Origin of the sequence: Streptomyces sp. NPDC014676 (assembly GCF_043084105.1) — a bacterium.
Lineage (GTDB): Bacteria > Actinomycetota > Actinomycetes > Streptomycetales > Streptomycetaceae > Streptomyces.
Genome location: NZ_JBIBZI010000018.1, coordinates 113,286 through 127,863, shown reverse-complemented (window position 1 = coordinate 127,863; position 14,578 = coordinate 113,286). Strand labels below are relative to the sequence as shown.

The following is a 14,578-nucleotide window of genomic DNA, read 5'->3' as shown; positions in this document are numbered from 1 at the left end:
GGTCCGCTTTGCAATCGCGGGAGGACGATCACGGAGGAAGGAGCGGGGATCGCATGACCGAGCGCAAGCCGCGCAAGGACGCGGCCCGCAATCGGGCGGCGCTGCTCGCCGCCGCCGACGAACTCTTCGCCCGCTGCGAGAACCCTGACGACATCACGATGTCCGACGTCGCGGCGGCGGCCGGTGTCGGCAAGGGGACGCTGTTCCGCGCCTTCGGCGACCGCACGGCGCTGATCCGCGCGCTGTACGCGGCACGGCTGGAGCCCCTGGAGCGGGCCGTGGCGGAGGGGCCGCCGCCGCTGGGTCCCGGCGCGCCCGCGCCGGAGCGCGTGCCCGCGCTGCTCGACGCCATCCTGTGCTTCAAGCTCGACAACCGCCATCTCGCGCTGGCGCTGGAGGGGGCCGGGGCCGACAGCCCCTACCGGGCGGAGCACTACGGGCGATGGCACGCTCTCCTGCGGTCCGCGCTGGCGGACGTCCCGAATCTCGCCGACGGAGACTTCACCGCACACGCCCTGCTGGCCGCCGTACGGGCGGACCTGGTCGAGTACCTCGCCGGGGCGCGCGGGCTGGGCCGGGACGAACTTCGGGCACGCCTGGGGGAGTTCGTGCGGCAGGTGCTGACCGCGCCGTGAGGCGTACGGCGTTCCGCCGGGTGCCGGTGTGCGCGCGGAGTGCGCCGCTGTGCGGAGTGCGCAGGGGGCGTGGAGTGCGGTGGCGCGACTCCGCCCGCTGGTTGGGGTGGTGGGTGGGTGTGAAGGCTCTTCGCGTACGGGGCCACGCGGCCCGAACGGAGAGACGAGGAGTCACTCGTGCCCGACATGATCACGGCACTGCCCATCGGTCCGGTGGGGATGTCTCATCACGTCACCGGGACGTACTTCATGTGCAACGACTGGCACGACGGTGTCGGCAACCACGTGCAGAACTGGGCCGAGTTCCCGTTCCGGACAAACACCACCGGCCACAAGTGGTACCTGGTGGAGAACGGGGACGGGACCGCACGCATCGAATCGTTCGCCAACCGCCGCTGCCTGACCGTCGGCGCCAAGCCGTCGGACGTCGTCACCTTCCAGGAGCGGACCGACAGCCTCCACCAGAACTGGCGGTTCGTCCGCCAGGACGTCAGTTCCGACAGCTACGTCATCGTCTCGGTCGTGCATCCACGTTTCGCGCTCGGCCTCGCCGAATACCACCAGCTGAACGACAAGTTGCTCGGCCTGACCCGGATGTGGGGCGGCGGGGTGCACCTGGCCCAGGTGTGGCGGGTGTTCCCCGCCAGTGAGTTCTGACCCCTGCGCCACGTGCGGGGCGGCCGTCTCGGCGACGCGCGCTCCGGCGGCGTCAGCCGAGGCGGCGGATCGGGGCGCCGGAGAGGTAGGCCTCGATGTCCTCGACCGCCTGGCCGTAGTACGTGCGGTAGTTGAGCTCGGAGACGTAGCCGAGATGTGGGGTGGCCAGGAGGCGGGGGGCGGTGCGCATCGGGTGGCCGGCGGGGAGCGGCTCCGTGTCGAAGACGTCGACCGCCGCGCCCGCGATACGGCCCTCGTGCAGTGCGGTGAGCAGGGCGTCCTGGTCGACGAGTGCCGAGCGGGAGGTGTTGATCAGGTGGGCGGTCGGCTTCAGCAGGGCCAGTTCGGGGGCGCTCAGGATGCCCCGGGTGGTGTCGCCCAGGACGAGGTGGAGCGAGACGTAGTCGCTGGTGCGGAGCAACTCCTCCTTCGAGGGCGCCAGTTCGACGCCCACCTCGTCCGTGCGCTCCTTGGTGAGGTGCGGGCTCCACGCCGTGACCTCCATGCCGAAGGCGAGGCCCACCCGCGCCACCCGGCTGCCGATCTTGCCCAGCCCGAGCAGACCGAGGCGGCGGCCGTGCAGGTCCGCGCCGACCGTCGACTGCCAAGGACCGCCCGCACGCAGGGCGTTGCTCTCCGGGACGATGCCGCGGGCCAGTCCGAGCAGCAGCGCCCAGGTCAGTTCCACCGGCGGGGTGGGGAAGCTCTGGGTGCCGCAGACCGTGACGCCGTTGCGTTCGGCGGCGGCGTGGTCGATGACCGAGTTGCGCATGCCGGACGCGACGAGCAGCTCCAGCCGGGGGAGCCGGTCGAGCAGGGAGGTACGGAACGGGACGCGTTCCCGCAGCGTCACCACGATCTCGAAGTCCGCGAGCGCCGCGGCCAGTTCGTCCTCCGTGGCGAAGTGCTCGGTGAAGGAGGTCACCTCCACGCGGTCGTGGAGGGGGCTCCAGTCGGCGATCGTGGTGGCGACGTCCTGGAAGTCGTCGAGCACGGCACAGCGAAGCCGCATGGTGTTCCTCCCGGTGGCGTGAGCGCGGTGGAGGGAACGGTACCCACACCGCGGGGCCGAAGCGGAGGAGGTTCGGCGGGGCGTGGGTCCGCTCGGTCCGGGGCGGGCGTTCGTGGATCTCCGGGGGCCGCACAGGGGGGCGGGTCCGCATGGGGGAGCGTGGACCTCCGGGGGCCGCACGTGGACCCGGGGGCCTGGAGGTGGGCCTTCGGGGTCCGTACGGGGATCGGGGACCGCACGTGGTCCGGGGCCGCCGACTTCGCGTCGGCAAAGGCACGGGAGGGGCGGGCGTAGCGTAGGTGGTATGACGACGTACGGATCCTTCCCCGGCACGCGGACGCGGCGTCTGCGGACCACCCCCGCCATGCGGCGCATGGTCGCCGAGACCCGGCTGCACCCCGCCGACTTCATCCTCCCGGCCTTCGTGCGGGAGGGCGTGAGCGAACCCGTGCCGATCGCGGCGATGCCGGGCGTGGTGCAGCACACGCGGGACAGCCTGAAGAAGGCGGCGGCTGAGGCCGTGGCGGCCGGGATCTCCGGGATCATGCTGTTCGGCGTGCCGGAGGAGTCCAAGAAGGACGCCCTCGGGACGCCGGGCACCGACCCGGACGGGATCCTCCAGGTGGCCCTGCGGGACGTGCGGGCCGAGGTCGGGGACGACCTGCTCGTCATGTCCGACCTGTGCCTCGACGAGACCACCGACCACGGGCACTGCGGGGTCCTCGACGAGCAGGGGCGCGTCGACAACGACGCCACGCTGGAGCGGTACGCCGAGATGGCCCAGGTGCAGGCCGACGCGGGCGCCCACGTCGTCGGGCCGAGCGGGATGATGGACGGGCAGATCGGCGTCGTCCGCGACGCCCTCGACCAGATCGGGCGGGAGGACGTCGCCATCCTCGCCTACACCGCCAAGTACGCCTCCGCCTTCTACGGGCCGTTCCGGGAGGCCGTCGGCTCCTCGCTCAAGGGCGACCGCAAGACGTACCAGCAGGACCCGGCGAACGTCCGCGAGTCGATGCGCGAGCTGGCGCTCGACCTGGAGGAGGGCGCCGACATGGTGATGGTGAAGCCGGCGGGCCCGTACCTGGACATCCTCGCCCGGGTCGCGGACGCGGTGGACGTGCCGGTGGCGGCGTACCAGATCTCCGGTGAGTACTCGATGATCGAGGCCGCCGCCGAGAAGGGCTGGATCGACCGGGACCGGGCGATCATGGAGGCACTGACCGGCATCAAGCGGGCCGGTGCGCGCAGCATCCTCACCTACTGGGCCACCGAGGTGGCCCGCGCCCTGCGCTGACGCCTGACCCCTGCCGCATGCCCGCGGCCCGTCCCTCCCTGCCTGCCGAGGAGCGGGCGGGGCGGGACGGGCGGGCCGGGGGAGCCGGGCGGGTGCCGCGCTCTAGTACAGGGCGTTGTCCATGGTGGACTGCCAGTAGGTGACCTGCAGGGCGTCGTCGACGTGGACGCCGCCGGGGGGCAGGCTCACGGTGGCGATCGAGCCGTCGCCGAACGGAATCGTGAGGGTGTTCACCGTGTGCCCGTTCCCGGCGCTGCCGTCGGCGGCCGACAGCAGCACGCCCGCGTAACCGGACTTGCCGGGCTCCAGGGTCGTCACCGCCTGCGGCTTGGTCTCCTCGAAGACCGGCGGCACGGACTGGGCCTCGCCGAACTTCGCCTGCGGGTAGGCGGGCAGGTAGCAGCTCTTCGAGCCGGTGTTGGTGGCGGTCAGCAGCAGGTGGTTGACCGGGCGCTCCACCTCGGTGGCGGTGACCTTCACGGCGGACGCGGAGCACTTGCCGAGGGTGCCCTTGTCCTGCGTGCCGGAGCCGGAGCCGGAGCCGTTTCCGTTCCCGTTTCCGGACCCGCCTGCCGTGCCGTTGTTCTCGCCGGCGCCCGAGGAGCCGGACGAACCGCCCTTGTCGCCCTGGGCGTCCGTACCGTTCGAGCCGTTGTCTCCAGACGTGCCGGCGGAGTCCGCGGTGGACGGCTTCGTTTCGGCGGTGGCCGTGGTGGAGGAGGACGGGCTGTCGGCGCCCGTGTCCGATCCGCCCTCGCAGGCCGTCAGTGCCAGCGCCGCCAGGGCGACGGTGGACGCGGCGAACAGGCGGGTGCGGATGGTGCGTACGGACATGGTGAAACCCCTTCGGATGTGGCTGGAGTGTGCGGGCCGCTCAACTGGTGGTCAGGAACGGCTGCTTGGATGACCACAGCGTGTGGCACGGTCCGTCCCGGTCGCCAGCCACGCCGGGACATGCGGGACAATGGAATGACGAAAACGGCTCTGAGCTGGGAAAACAGCGTCCCGCTGGGACGCGGTGCGGGGATGCGGGAATGGGAGAGACGGTGGCGGGGGACGATTTCGCGGGGCTGCTGAAGGAGCTGAAGGAGCGTTCCGGCCTCAGTTACGGGACGCTGGGCAAGCGGTTGCACATGAGTGCGTCGACACTCCACCGCTACGTCAGCGGTGAGGTCGTACCGGTGGAGTTCGCCCCGGTGGAACGGATGGCCCGGTTGTGCCGGGCGACCCCCGAGGAACTGCTGGAGCTCCACCGCCGCTGGATCCGCGCGGACGCCCTGCGGGGCGTGAAGGAGGACAGCGGCGCGAAGGAGAAGGCCAAGTCCGCGGAGGGAGAGAAGGCCAAGTCCGCGGAGGAGCGGAAGACCACGTCCTCGGAGGAGGGCGAGTCCGTCGAGGGGCGGGCCGAGCCGGTCATGGGAGGAGCCGAGCCCTCCGAGGGGCAGGCCGAGCCCGCCGGGGAGAAGGCCGAGCCCGCCGATAAGAAGGCCGAGTCTGCCGAGGAGCCGGCCGAGCCCGGCCGCACCGGAAGCGAGCCCCCCGCCGGCGCGTCCCCGGGAGACGAGGAGGAGGCCGTCACCGTGGTCGGTGACGCGGCCCGGGCCGGTACACCGGCGGGGGGCCGCAGGCTCTCACGGCGGACCGCCCTGTACGCCGGCACGGCCGTCGCCCTCGTCGTCGCCGTGGCGCTCGGAGCGACGCTGCTCCCGGACGGGGAGACCGGACGGGACGGCTCCGCCGACGCCGCCGGAGCCACCGTCTCCCCCTCGGAGTCCCCCTCGCCGTCGCGGACCGAGCGGTCGGCCTCCCCGAGCACGAGCAAGTCGGCCAAGCCGTCCGCCTCCGCGTCCGCGAAGGACGAGCCGACGGCGAGCCCTTCGGCCTCCCGGGGCGGGAACGCCGGCGGTTCCACCGGCCGGGACCGCGGAGAAGAGGGGGGTGTCCCGGTCACGGTGCAGACCACGCCGTACTACTGGGACTCCCCCTGCGAGCAGAGTTTCCTCGTCGACCGCAGCCCGCAGAACATGCCGCCCCCGCCCTCCCAGCAGAGCGCGGTCGGCTGGGTCACCCCGCTCGGTGCCGTCCCCGCCGACCGGCAGATGGTCGCGCTCACCGTGCAGGGCACGGGCGAGGAGACCGTCGTCGTGCAAGGGCTGCACCTGCGCGTGGCGAGCAGTGGGGCACCGCTCGAATGGAAGAAGTACGCGGCGGGCGTCGGCTGCGGCGGCGAGGTGTCCACCAAGTCGTTCGACGCGTCGCTCGACCTGGGCGACGCCACGGTCACCCCGATCAACGGGCAGCGGAACTTCCCCTACAGCGTGACCGAGTCCGACCCCGAGGTCTTCTACGTCGACGCGCACACCTCCGGGCACGACGTCCGCTGGTACCTGGAGCTCGACTGGTCCAGCGGATCACGGAAGGGCACGATCCGGATCGACGACCACGGCAAGCCGTTCCGCACCAGCGCCTCGAAGACCGAGTACTACGGGTACATGCTGGGCGGCAACACCTGGGAGTACTTCGAGGGCACCTGATCCGGCGGACGGCGCGTCCGGGCGGCGGTCCAACTGCCGCCCGGCGTAAGGTGATCGCGTGGGGCGCCGCTCCCGGCAGGGTGTGCGTGCGCACCGTTTCGTCCAGCACGAACCGTGAGGGAGAAGCCCGTGTCCGGTGACGCGCTCAGCCAGGACCCCGCCGAGTTCCAACGGCGGATCGACAGCGGCAAGGCGCATCCGGCCCGGGTCTACGACGTGCTCCTCGGGGGCAAGGACCACTACCCCGCGGACCTGTCGGCGGCGGCCGCGGGACTGGCGGCGAACCCGCGCGGGTACCTCGACGTGCGGCACAACCGGGACTTCCTGCGGCGCGCGGTGAACGAGCTGGTGACGGACGACGGCATCCGCCAGTTCCTCGACATCGGCACCGGCCTGCCCACCGCGGAGAACGTGCACCAGATCGCCCAGCGCGTCGCCCCCGAGTCGCGCGTCGTGTACGTCGACAACGACCCGGTGGTGCTGGCGCACGCGCGCGCCCTGCTCACCGGCGGGCCCGAGGGGCGTACGGACTACCTCGACGCGGACCTGAAGGACCCGGCCGCCATTCTCGAACGGGCGGCGAAGACACTGGACTTCGACCGGCCGATCGCGCTGTGCCTGGTCGCCGTCCTGCACTTCGTCGAGGGCGAGGAGGCGTACCCGATCGTGCGCGAACTCGTCGGCGCCCTGCCCTCCGGCAGCCGCGTGGTGCTCAGCCACCTCACCGAGGACCTCAACCCCGAGAGCATCCGGGCGGTCCAACGGACGTACACCGAGCGGGGGTTCACGTTCGTGCTGCGCACGCGGGCGCAGGTTGAGCGGTTCTTCGCGGAGAACTCCCTGGACGTCGTGGACCCGGGCGTGGTCCCCGTGCACCACTGGCGCCCCGACCACGCCGCACCCGTCCCCGAGCGGCCGGAGGCCTCCTACCTGGAGGGCCTCGACCCCATCGAGCGGGTCCGCTACGAGGACATCGACGACGTGACGGACGCCGACATCAACGTCTACGGAGCCGTCGCCGCGAAGGGCTGAGACGGGCCGCGCCACACTTCGCCTGTGCTTCGTGACGCAGACCCCGGACGAGATCGCGGAAGGGCTGCGCAGGCTGGGCGAGGGGCTGCGGACGGCGGCGCACCGGACGGCCCAGGACCCGCGGCGGACCCCGGCGTAGGACCAATGGACGAGGGCGGGGATGCCGCCGCCGCACGTACCGTGATGCCATGTCTGACAGCGCACGGACGACGACACCCTTCTCCCTCGACGCCTACTTCGAGCGCATCGGCTGGGAGGGCGGGCGGCACCCCGACGCGGCCACGCTCCGCGGCGTGCAGCTCGCCCACATGAGGGCCATCCCCTTCGAGAACCTCGACGCCCTCGGCGGCCGGGCCCCCTCCCTCGACCTCTCCGACCTGATGGCCAAGCTGGTCCACGGCCGCCGGCGCGGCGGCTACTGCTATGAGCACAACACGCTGTTCGCGGCGGCCCTGGAGGCGCTCGGCGTACGGGTGACCCGGCTGACCGCGCGGGTCGTGGTCGGCGCGGACCGCTTCGAGGACCGCCCGCGCACCCACATGGCCCTCCTCGCCGAGCTGCCCGGCGAGCCGCGGCCCCACCTGGCCGACGTCGGCTTCGGCGCCATCGGCTCGCTGCTGGAACCGGTGCCGCTCACGGCGGACACCGAGTTCCACGACGCCGGACGCCGGCACCGGCTGATACGCGCACCGCGCCGGGGGCCGCTGGAGACATGGGTGCTCCAGGCGCACACCACGGGCGGCTGGCAGGCGCAGTACGCCTTCACCCCGGAGCCGTTCGAGCCGTCCGACTACGAGATGATCAACTGGCACATCGCCACGAACCCGCGGTCCCCGTTCTCCCGGCGCCCCTACGTCCAGCGCCTCACCCCGGACGCCCACCTGCTCCTCGACGGCGACCGCCTCACCGTGACGCGCACCGACGACGGCACGGTCGCCGAGAGGAAGCTGTCCGACGAGACGGAGGCCCACCGGACGCTGGCCGAGGAGTTCGGCATCGACGCACCGGCGGGCCTGACGCTCCTGCGGTGACGGGGCCCGGGCCCCGGCGGCGACGTCAGAGCCGCTCGGGCGTCCGGATGCCCAGCGGGGCCATGCCCCGGTGGAGCGTGCGGGCCGTGAGGCCGCACAGGAACAGGCGGTCGGCCACCCGCGACGTGACGGACGCCGGCATCGACGTCCACGGGGCCGTCACCACGAAGGGCCGAGGCCCGCCGGACCGTCCGGACCGCGGGAAGCGGAAGCTCCGGGAGGCGCTACGCGCCCGGCGCCGCGAGGGCTACGGGCCCGGCGCGGCCGCGCCCACGCGGGCCTCGAAGCACTCCCGCTCGCCACCGTCCGCCGCGGGCCGGAAGCAGGCCCGGACGGTGCTGCCGGGGCGGGCCGCGGTCATCTCGGTGTAGACGTAGGTCTCCGCGTCGATCCGGTCCGCGGCGCGCACCTCCCGGGGCGGACCGTCGACCGTGACGTCCACCCGGTCACCGATCCGGGCCCCCCACATCCGGGCCCAGATCGCGCCGCACTCCTCGCTGTAGCGCAGTTCCACGTGGGCGCCGGTGGGCGCGCGGTACGTGGCGAGGCTGTCGGGGTCGACACCGCAGACCATGCGCATCGGGTCCCGGCCCTCGCAGGTGTCCCCGTGGCAGCGAGGCGCGAGGACGTACGAGGAGGACGACAGCGGTTCGCCCGGTCCGGGATCCCGGTGCGGCAGCAGGAGGAACCCCAGCGCCACACCGCCGGCGATCACGGCGTAGACCGAGACCAGCACCACCAGGAGCCTGCCCCACCGGCCGCGTGACCGCCCGGACCCGGCTTCGGTCCCGGGGCCGCACCGCGGCCCGGCCGGGGCGGGGGCGGGAACCGGGTCGGGAGCGAGGACCGCCGCGCGTCCGCTCCAGGCCGACTCGGCGATCTCCCACAGCGCCAGCAGCCGCCCGTCCGGTTCACCGGCGACCCGGCACAGCTCCCGGATCGCCTGCCGCGGCGGCATGGCCTTGCCGTTGAGGTAACGCTCCCACGACGACTTGCTGTACACCGTGCGTTCCGCCAGTGCCGCAAGACTCAGTCCCGTACGGGCCCTCAGCTCGCGCAGCGCCGCGGTCAGCCGGGTGTGTTCCGTGGTCATCCCGGTGCCGCCACCCGGAGCGCCCGCCAGGTGCACGGGCCGACGATCCCGTCCACGGCCAGCCCCTCCCGGTCCTGGAAGCGTTTGACCGCGCGCCGGGTCAGCGGGCCGAAGATCCCGTCGACGTCCCCCGGGGAGACGCCCGCCCGGCGCAGCAGGCACTGTGCCTCGATCACCTCCGGCCCCCTGGCGCCGTACGCTACGACGGTGTCCCGGGTGCGGCTGTGGCCCGCGTACCAGAGGTCGCCGGTCCGTTCCGGCCGGCAGGTGTAGAGGGCCGGCAACAGAAATGCCGGGTCGGGGGCCGCGGTGTCCGTCGTCGCCGCGACCGCACCAGCGCGGGCGGCCTCGGCGGCGGCACGGGTCTCGGCCAGTTCCACGGCCAGGACGAGCACCGCGGAGAAGGACAGCACCAGGGCCACCGCTCCCGCCGTGACCGTGACACGCAGGGAACGCCCGTACGGCCGTCGCACCGCGGGCCCGTGCTCCGGCGCCGCCGGCGCGTCGGGCGGGGGGCCGGTGGTGGCCGTGCGTCCCTCCGCCCAGCGTTCGGCAGCGATCTCGTGCAGCACCAGCAGCCGGGCCGGATCGTCACCGCCGATGCGGGCCATCGCCTCGACGGCCTCCCGGGGCGGCAGGGACCTGCCGCCCAGATAGCGTTCCCACGACCTGGTGCTGTAGCCGGTCTTCGCGGCCAGTTGCCGCGTACTCAGTTCACCGCGGTCCTTCAGCTTGCGTAGCCGAACGATCAACTGTCGTATCTCTGGGTGGAGTTCGGCGGGCAGCTCTCTCCAACGCGACAAGTTCCCCCCACTCGCGCTCGGGACGGTCGATCCCGGGCCCCGTGTCCCGGCCTCATTCTGCATCAGCCGTCACGACGGCCACAGGACGGCGGTTTTGGCCAACGCACGGAAACCGGCCACCGTGCGCCGCGGCCGTCCCGCCGCACCGCCTTGGCGGACCACGTCCCGGCAGCTCAGCGGGCGGGACGTCCCAGGAGGGCGTCAGTCACGCGTCAGCGGTGGCCCGGCATCCCGCCGGACCCGCAGTCTCGTCGTGGAGCCGGCCGGTGCGGCCGGTTCTGCCCATCGCACCTCAACGGAGGGGAACAGCATGCGAGCTCTCACGAAGGCACTCGTCGGCGTCACCACCGCCGTCGGCATCGCCGCCGGCGGCCTGGCGACCGCGGGCACCGCCATGGCGGCTCCCGCGACGGCCCAGGAGCGGGTGGTGAACACCGAGGCGAGGACGCTCGCGGTGGTCAACCTGGGGCTGAGCACCGCCCGGGCCCAACGCTGGCAGTGCTGGCTGCGCGACACGGGGTACAACCCCGGCACGATCGACGGACAGCTCGGCACCGACAGCTGGAAGGCGGCGCAGAGGAAGTTCAGGGACCTGGGCTACTACGACGATTCCATCGACGGAATCGTCGGGACCAACACGGTCATAGCGCTGCAGAAGTACCTGAACCTGCACGGCGCCGGCATCGCCGTCGACGGGATCGCCGGACCGGCGACCAAGGACGCGTTCTGGGACTTCAACGACATCAACTACTGCGCCTGAGCGAACGCCGCGGCCCGTCCTCCCCGGAGGGAACAGGACGGGCCGCGTGCCGTACGCCGGTGAAACCGTCAGAGCCGCTCGGGCGTCCGGATGCCCAGCAGGGCCATGCCCCGGTGCAGGGTGCGGGCCGTGAGGTCGCACAGGAACAGGCGGTTGGCCACCTGCTCCGGCGAACCGGCCTTCAGCACCGGGCACTTGTCGTAGAACGACGTGTACAGCGACGCGAGCTGGTACAGGTACGCGGCCAGCTTGTGCGGGGCGTACTCCCCGGCCGCCTCGAAGACCGTGTCCCCGAACGCGTCCAGGTGCAGGCCCAGCGCACGCTCCGCCTCGTGCAGCGCCAGCTCCGGGTGGGCGGCCGGGCGGACCTCGCCGGCCTTGCGGAGGATGGACTGGATACGGGCGTACGCGTACTGGAGGTACACGGACGTGTCACCGTTGAGCGAGACCATCTGGTCCAGGTCGAACTTGTAGTCGCGGCTCGGCGACGTCGACAGGTCCGCGTACTTCACGGCCCCGATGCCGACCTGCGCCGCCCGCTCCCGGATCTCGTCCTCGGTGAGGTCCTTCGCCTTCTCCCGGACCACCTCCGCCGCCCGCTGCACGGCCTCGTCGAGGAGGTCCTCAAGGCGTACGGTCTCGCCCTCACGCGTCTTGAAGGGCTTGCCGTCCGCGCCGAGCACCGTGCCGTAGCCCATGTTGTGCGCGGTGACCTCGTCGCCGAGCCAGCCGGCCCGCCGGGCGGTCTCGAAGACCATCCTGAAGTGCAGCGACTGACGCACGTCGACGACGTACAGCAGCGTGGTTGCGTGCAGGCCCTGGACCCGGTCGCGGATCGCGGTCAGGTCGGACGCCGCGTAACCGAAGCCGCCGTCCGCCTTCTGCACGATCAGCGGGACCGGCTGGTCGTCCTTGCCGCGGATGTCGTCGAAGAACACCACGAGCGCGCCCTCGGAGCGCACCGCGACGCCCATCTCCTCCAGGAGACGGGCGGTCTCCGGCATGCCCTCGTTGTACGCGGACTCGCCGACGATCTCCTCGTCGCGGATCTCCATGTCCAGCTTCTCGAAGACCGAGTAGAAGTAGACCTTCGACTCGTCCACGAACTGCTGCCACAGCTCCAGCGTCTCCTTGTCGCCGGACTGCAGGGCGACGACCCGCTTACGGGCCCGCTCCTTGAACTCCTCGTCCGAGTCGAAGAGCGCGCGCGACGCCTTGTACACCCGGTTCAGGTTCGACATGGCCTGCTCGCCGTCGACCTCCTCCGGCGGGGCCAGCTCGCCCGGGTGCTCGAACAGGTACTGGATGAGCATGCCGAACTGGGTGCCCCAGTCGCCGATGTGGTGCCGGCCGATCGTCTTCTCGCCGGTGAAGTCGAGCATGCCGCGCAGGGCGTCACCGATGACCGCCGACCGCAGATGGCCGACGTGCATCTCCTTCGCCACGTTCGGCTGGGCGTAGTCGACGACCGTGACGCCCGCGTCCGCCTTCAGCGGCACACCGAGCCGCTCGCCGTCCGCGAGCCGCGCGGCGAGGTTCGCGGTGATCGCCCGGTCGGCGACGGTGATGTTGAGGAAGCCGGGGCCGGAGACCTCGACGTCCTTGATCAGGTCGTCGCCGGTGGTGAGGTGCGAGACGACCTCGGCCGCCAGCTCCCGCGGGTTCGCCTTCGCCTTCTTCGCCAGCGCGAGGATGCCGTTGGCCTGGAAGTCCGCCCGGTCGCTTCGTCGCAGCAGCGGGTCCGCGCCGGCGGCCTCGGGGCGGGTGGCCGAGAGGGCGGACGCGAGATGCTGCTGGACGGAGTCGGTGAGGGACGTGACCGAGGCCATGGAGTGGCTGCCGTTCTCTCGGGTTCGTGGACTGCTACGGAAACCGAGTATCCCACGCGGTGAAAAGCGGTTTTCGCGGATACGGGCCGGACTGGGAGAATGGAGCGGTCAGCCGTGCGACCGTACCGGCTGCCCGAGCAGAAAGAAGGACGTGCCGATCGTGGCTCAGAGCACCGAGACCACCGACTGGGTCTCCCGTTTCGCGGACGACGTCATCGAGGAGTCGGAGCGTCGGGCCCCGGGCAAACCTGTGGTCGTCGCGTCCGGGCTGTCGCCCTCCGGCCCGATCCACCTGGGCAACCTCCGCGAGGTCATGACCCCCCACCTCGTCGCCGACGAGATCCGCCGCCGCGGCCACCAGGTCCGGCACCTGATCTCCTGGGACGACTACGACCGGTACCGCAAGGTCCCGGCCGGCATCACCGGCGTCGACGAGTCGTGGGCCGAGCACATCGGCAAGCCGCTGACCTCCGTCCCCGCCCCCAAGGGCTCCGCCCACCCGAACTGGGCCGAGCACTTCAAGGCCGCGATGACCGCGTCGCTGGCCGAGCTGGGCGTGGAGTTCGACGGCATCAGCCAGACCGAGCAGTACACCTCCGGCGTCTACCGCGAGCAGATCCTGCACGCCATGCGGCACCGCGCCGACATCGACGCGATCCTCGCCCAGTACCGCACCAAGAAGGCCCCGGCGAAGAAGCAGCAGCAGAAGCCGGTCGACGAGGCCGAACTGGAGGCCGCCGAGGGCTCCGGCGCCGCCGCCGAGGACGACGGCAGCTCCGGCGCCGCCGGCTACTTCCCGTACAAGCCGTACTGCGGCAACTGCGAGAAGGACCTGACGACGGTCACCGCCTACGACGACGACTCCACCGAGCTGACCTACGCCTGCACGGCGTGCGGCTTCTCGGAGACCGTCCGGCTCAACGAGTTCAACCGCGGCAAGCTGGTCTGGAAGGTCGACTGGCCCATGCGCTGGGCGTACGAAGGCGTGATCTTCGAGCCCAGCGGCGTCGACCACTCCTCGCCCGGCTCGTCCTTCCAGGTCGGCGGGCAGATCGTCGGGATCTTCGACGGCAAGCAGCCCATCGGGCCGATGTACGCCTTCGTCGGCATCAGCGGCATGGCGAAGATGTCCTCCTCGAAGGGCGGCGTGCCGACCCCCGCCGACGCACTGAAGATCATGGAACCGCAGCTGCTGCGCTGGCTCTACGCCCGCCGCCGCCCCAACCAGTCCTTCAAGATCGCCTTCGACCAGGAGATCCAGCGCCTCTACGACGAGTGGGACCGCCTCGACGCCAAGGTCGCCGACGGCTCCGCCCTGCCCGCCGACGCCGCCGCGCACTCCCGCGCGGTACGCACCGCGAGCGGTGAGCTGCCGCGCACGCCCCGGCCACTGCCGTACCGCACACTCGCCTCGGTGGCCGACATCACCGCCGGACACGAGGACCAGGCACTGCGCATCCTCAGCGACCTCGACCCGTCGAACCCGCTGGGCTCCCTGGACGAAGCCCGCCCGCGCTACGACAAGGCCGAGGCGTGGATCAACACCCACGTCCCCGCCGACCAGCGCACCATCGTCCGCGCGGAGCCCGACACCGAGCTGCTGAAGTCCCTCGACGAACAGGGACAGCAGTCGCTGCGGCTGCTGCTCGACGGACTCGCCGACAACTGGTCGCTCGACGGACTCACCCACCTCGTCTACGGCGTCCCCAAGGTCCAGGCCGGCTTCCCCGCCGACGCCACCCCCAAGGAACTGCCGGCGGAGATCAAGTCCGCCCAGCGGTCGTTCTTCGCCCTGCTCTACCACCTGCTGGTCGGACGGGACACCGGCCCGCGACTGCCCACGCTGCTGCTGGCGGTGGGCCAGGAGCGAGTGCGGACGCTGCTCGGGGAGTAGC

Annotated in this window: 13 protein-coding genes and 1 pseudogene; 8 read left to right on the top strand and 6 right to left on the bottom strand. The window is 72.0% G+C overall.

The features are described from left to right. Window positions 1–53: 53 nt before the first annotated feature. Complete coding sequence (locus ACF1DX_RS34615; protein ID WP_391795124.1) at window positions 54–635, top strand: TetR/AcrR family transcriptional regulator; 582 nt, start codon at window positions 54–56, stop codon at window positions 633–635. 186 nt (window positions 636–821) lie between these two features. Continuing rightward, complete coding sequence (locus ACF1DX_RS34610) at window positions 822–1,292, top strand: RICIN domain-containing protein (protein WP_391795153.1); 471 nt, start codon at window positions 822–824, stop codon at window positions 1,290–1,292. Between the two features lie 52 nt (window positions 1,293–1,344). Here ACF1DX_RS34610 and ACF1DX_RS34605 read toward each other — a convergent pair whose 3' ends face one another. Further along, window positions 1,345–2,304 (bottom strand): D-2-hydroxyacid dehydrogenase family protein, encoded by a 960-nt coding sequence (locus ACF1DX_RS34605; protein WP_391795123.1) that lies wholly within the window; start codon window positions 2,302–2,304, stop codon window positions 1,345–1,347. Between the two features lie 304 nt (window positions 2,305–2,608). Between ACF1DX_RS34605 and hemB the strand changes: the two genes are divergently transcribed. Continuing rightward, window positions 2,609–3,601 (top strand): porphobilinogen synthase, encoded by a 993-nt coding sequence (gene hemB / locus ACF1DX_RS34600; protein ID WP_391795122.1) that lies wholly within the window; start codon window positions 2,609–2,611, stop codon window positions 3,599–3,601. A gap of 102 nt (window positions 3,602–3,703) precedes the next feature. Here hemB and ACF1DX_RS34595 read toward each other — a convergent pair whose 3' ends face one another. Then, window positions 3,704–4,435: a DUF4232 domain-containing protein gene (locus ACF1DX_RS34595; RefSeq protein ID WP_391795121.1), complete on the bottom strand. Its 732-nt coding sequence runs from the start codon at window positions 4,433–4,435 to the stop codon at window positions 3,704–3,706. A gap of 200 nt (window positions 4,436–4,635) precedes the next feature. On the opposite strand from ACF1DX_RS34595, the gene ACF1DX_RS34590 reads away from it, so the two are divergent. From ACF1DX_RS34590 to ACF1DX_RS34580, 3 genes are all read left to right on the top strand, one after another. After that, window positions 4,636–6,135, top strand: coding sequence for a helix-turn-helix domain-containing protein (locus ACF1DX_RS34590; protein ID WP_391795120.1), 1,500 nt, complete (start codon window positions 4,636–4,638; stop codon window positions 6,133–6,135). 129 nt (window positions 6,136–6,264) lie between these two features. Further along, window positions 6,265–7,167, top strand: a complete 903-nt coding sequence (locus ACF1DX_RS34585; protein WP_391795119.1) for an SAM-dependent methyltransferase — start codon at window positions 6,265–6,267, stop codon at window positions 7,165–7,167. Between the two features lie 188 nt (window positions 7,168–7,355). Then, window positions 7,356–8,198 carry an arylamine N-acetyltransferase gene (locus tag ACF1DX_RS34580; RefSeq protein ID WP_391795118.1) on the top strand — a complete coding sequence of 281 codons (843 nt, stop codon included), beginning with the start codon at window positions 7,356–7,358 and terminating at the stop codon, window positions 8,196–8,198. A gap of 25 nt (window positions 8,199–8,223) precedes the next feature. On the opposite strand, the pseudogene ACF1DX_RS34575 reads toward ACF1DX_RS34580, so the two are convergent. The 3 genes and pseudogenes from ACF1DX_RS34575 to ACF1DX_RS34565 all read right to left on the bottom strand — a co-directional run. Continuing rightward, window positions 8,224–8,316: pseudogene (locus ACF1DX_RS34575) on the bottom strand (DALR anticodon-binding domain-containing protein); the annotation flags it as partial. Window positions 8,317–8,445: 129 nt separating this feature from the next. Further along, window positions 8,446–9,291, bottom strand: coding sequence for a DUF2690 domain-containing protein (locus tag ACF1DX_RS34570; protein ID WP_391795117.1), 846 nt, complete (start codon window positions 9,289–9,291; stop codon window positions 8,446–8,448). Beyond that, entirely contained in the window at window positions 9,288–10,043 is a 756-nt protein-coding gene (locus ACF1DX_RS34565; protein ID WP_391795116.1) for a peptidoglycan-binding protein, read from the bottom strand. The genes ACF1DX_RS34570 and ACF1DX_RS34565 overlap by 4 nt, the downstream gene beginning before the upstream one ends. Before the next feature lie 361 nt (window positions 10,044–10,404). Here ACF1DX_RS34565 and ACF1DX_RS34560 point away from each other — a divergent pair, with 361 nt between their 5' ends. After that, window positions 10,405–10,854 carry a peptidoglycan-binding protein gene (locus tag ACF1DX_RS34560; RefSeq protein ID WP_391795115.1) on the top strand — a complete coding sequence of 150 codons (450 nt, stop codon included), beginning with the start codon at window positions 10,405–10,407 and terminating at the stop codon, window positions 10,852–10,854. A 68-nt stretch (window positions 10,855–10,922) separates the two neighbouring features. Here the strand turns inward: ACF1DX_RS34560 and argS are convergent, their stop codons facing one another. Continuing rightward, window positions 10,923–12,683 (bottom strand): arginine--tRNA ligase, encoded by a 1,761-nt coding sequence (argS, locus tag ACF1DX_RS34555; RefSeq protein ID WP_391795114.1) that lies wholly within the window; start codon window positions 12,681–12,683, stop codon window positions 10,923–10,925. A 151-nt stretch (window positions 12,684–12,834) separates the two neighbouring features. Here argS and lysS point away from each other — a divergent pair, with 151 nt between their 5' ends. Next, the gene (gene lysS, locus ACF1DX_RS34550; protein ID WP_391795113.1) at window positions 12,835–14,577 is read left to right on the top strand and encodes a lysine--tRNA ligase; all 1,743 of its coding nucleotides are present in this window, start codon (window positions 12,835–12,837) and stop codon (window positions 14,575–14,577) included. Window position 14,578 lies beyond the last annotated feature (1 nt).

Bases quoted from the DNA above. Each gene is read 5' to 3' on its own strand.
- ACF1DX_RS34615 (WP_391795124.1), top strand. From the start codon at position 54: ATGACCGAGCGCAAGCCGCGCAAGGACGCGGCCCGCAATCGGGCGGCG.
- ACF1DX_RS34610 (WP_391795153.1), top strand. From the start codon at position 822: ATGATCACGGCACTGCCCATCGGTCCGGTGGGGATGTCTCATCACGTC.
- ACF1DX_RS34605 (WP_391795123.1), bottom strand. From the start codon at position 2,304: ATGCGGCTTCGCTGTGCCGTGCTCGACGACTTCCAGGACGTCGCCACC.
- hemB (WP_391795122.1), top strand. From the start codon at position 2,609: ATGACGACGTACGGATCCTTCCCCGGCACGCGGACGCGGCGTCTGCGG.
- ACF1DX_RS34595 (WP_391795121.1), bottom strand. From the start codon at position 4,435: ATGTCCGTACGCACCATCCGCACCCGCCTGTTCGCCGCGTCCACCGTC.
- ACF1DX_RS34590 (WP_391795120.1), top strand. From the start codon at position 4,636: ATGGGAGAGACGGTGGCGGGGGACGATTTCGCGGGGCTGCTGAAGGAG.
- ACF1DX_RS34580 (WP_391795118.1), top strand. From the start codon at position 7,356: ATGTCTGACAGCGCACGGACGACGACACCCTTCTCCCTCGACGCCTAC.
- ACF1DX_RS34570 (WP_391795117.1), bottom strand. From the start codon at position 9,291: ATGACCACGGAACACACCCGGCTGACCGCGGCGCTGCGCGAGCTGAGG.
- ACF1DX_RS34560 (WP_391795115.1), top strand. From the start codon at position 10,405: ATGCGAGCTCTCACGAAGGCACTCGTCGGCGTCACCACCGCCGTCGGC.
- argS (WP_391795114.1), bottom strand. From the start codon at position 12,683: ATGGCCTCGGTCACGTCCCTCACCGACTCCGTCCAGCAGCATCTCGCG.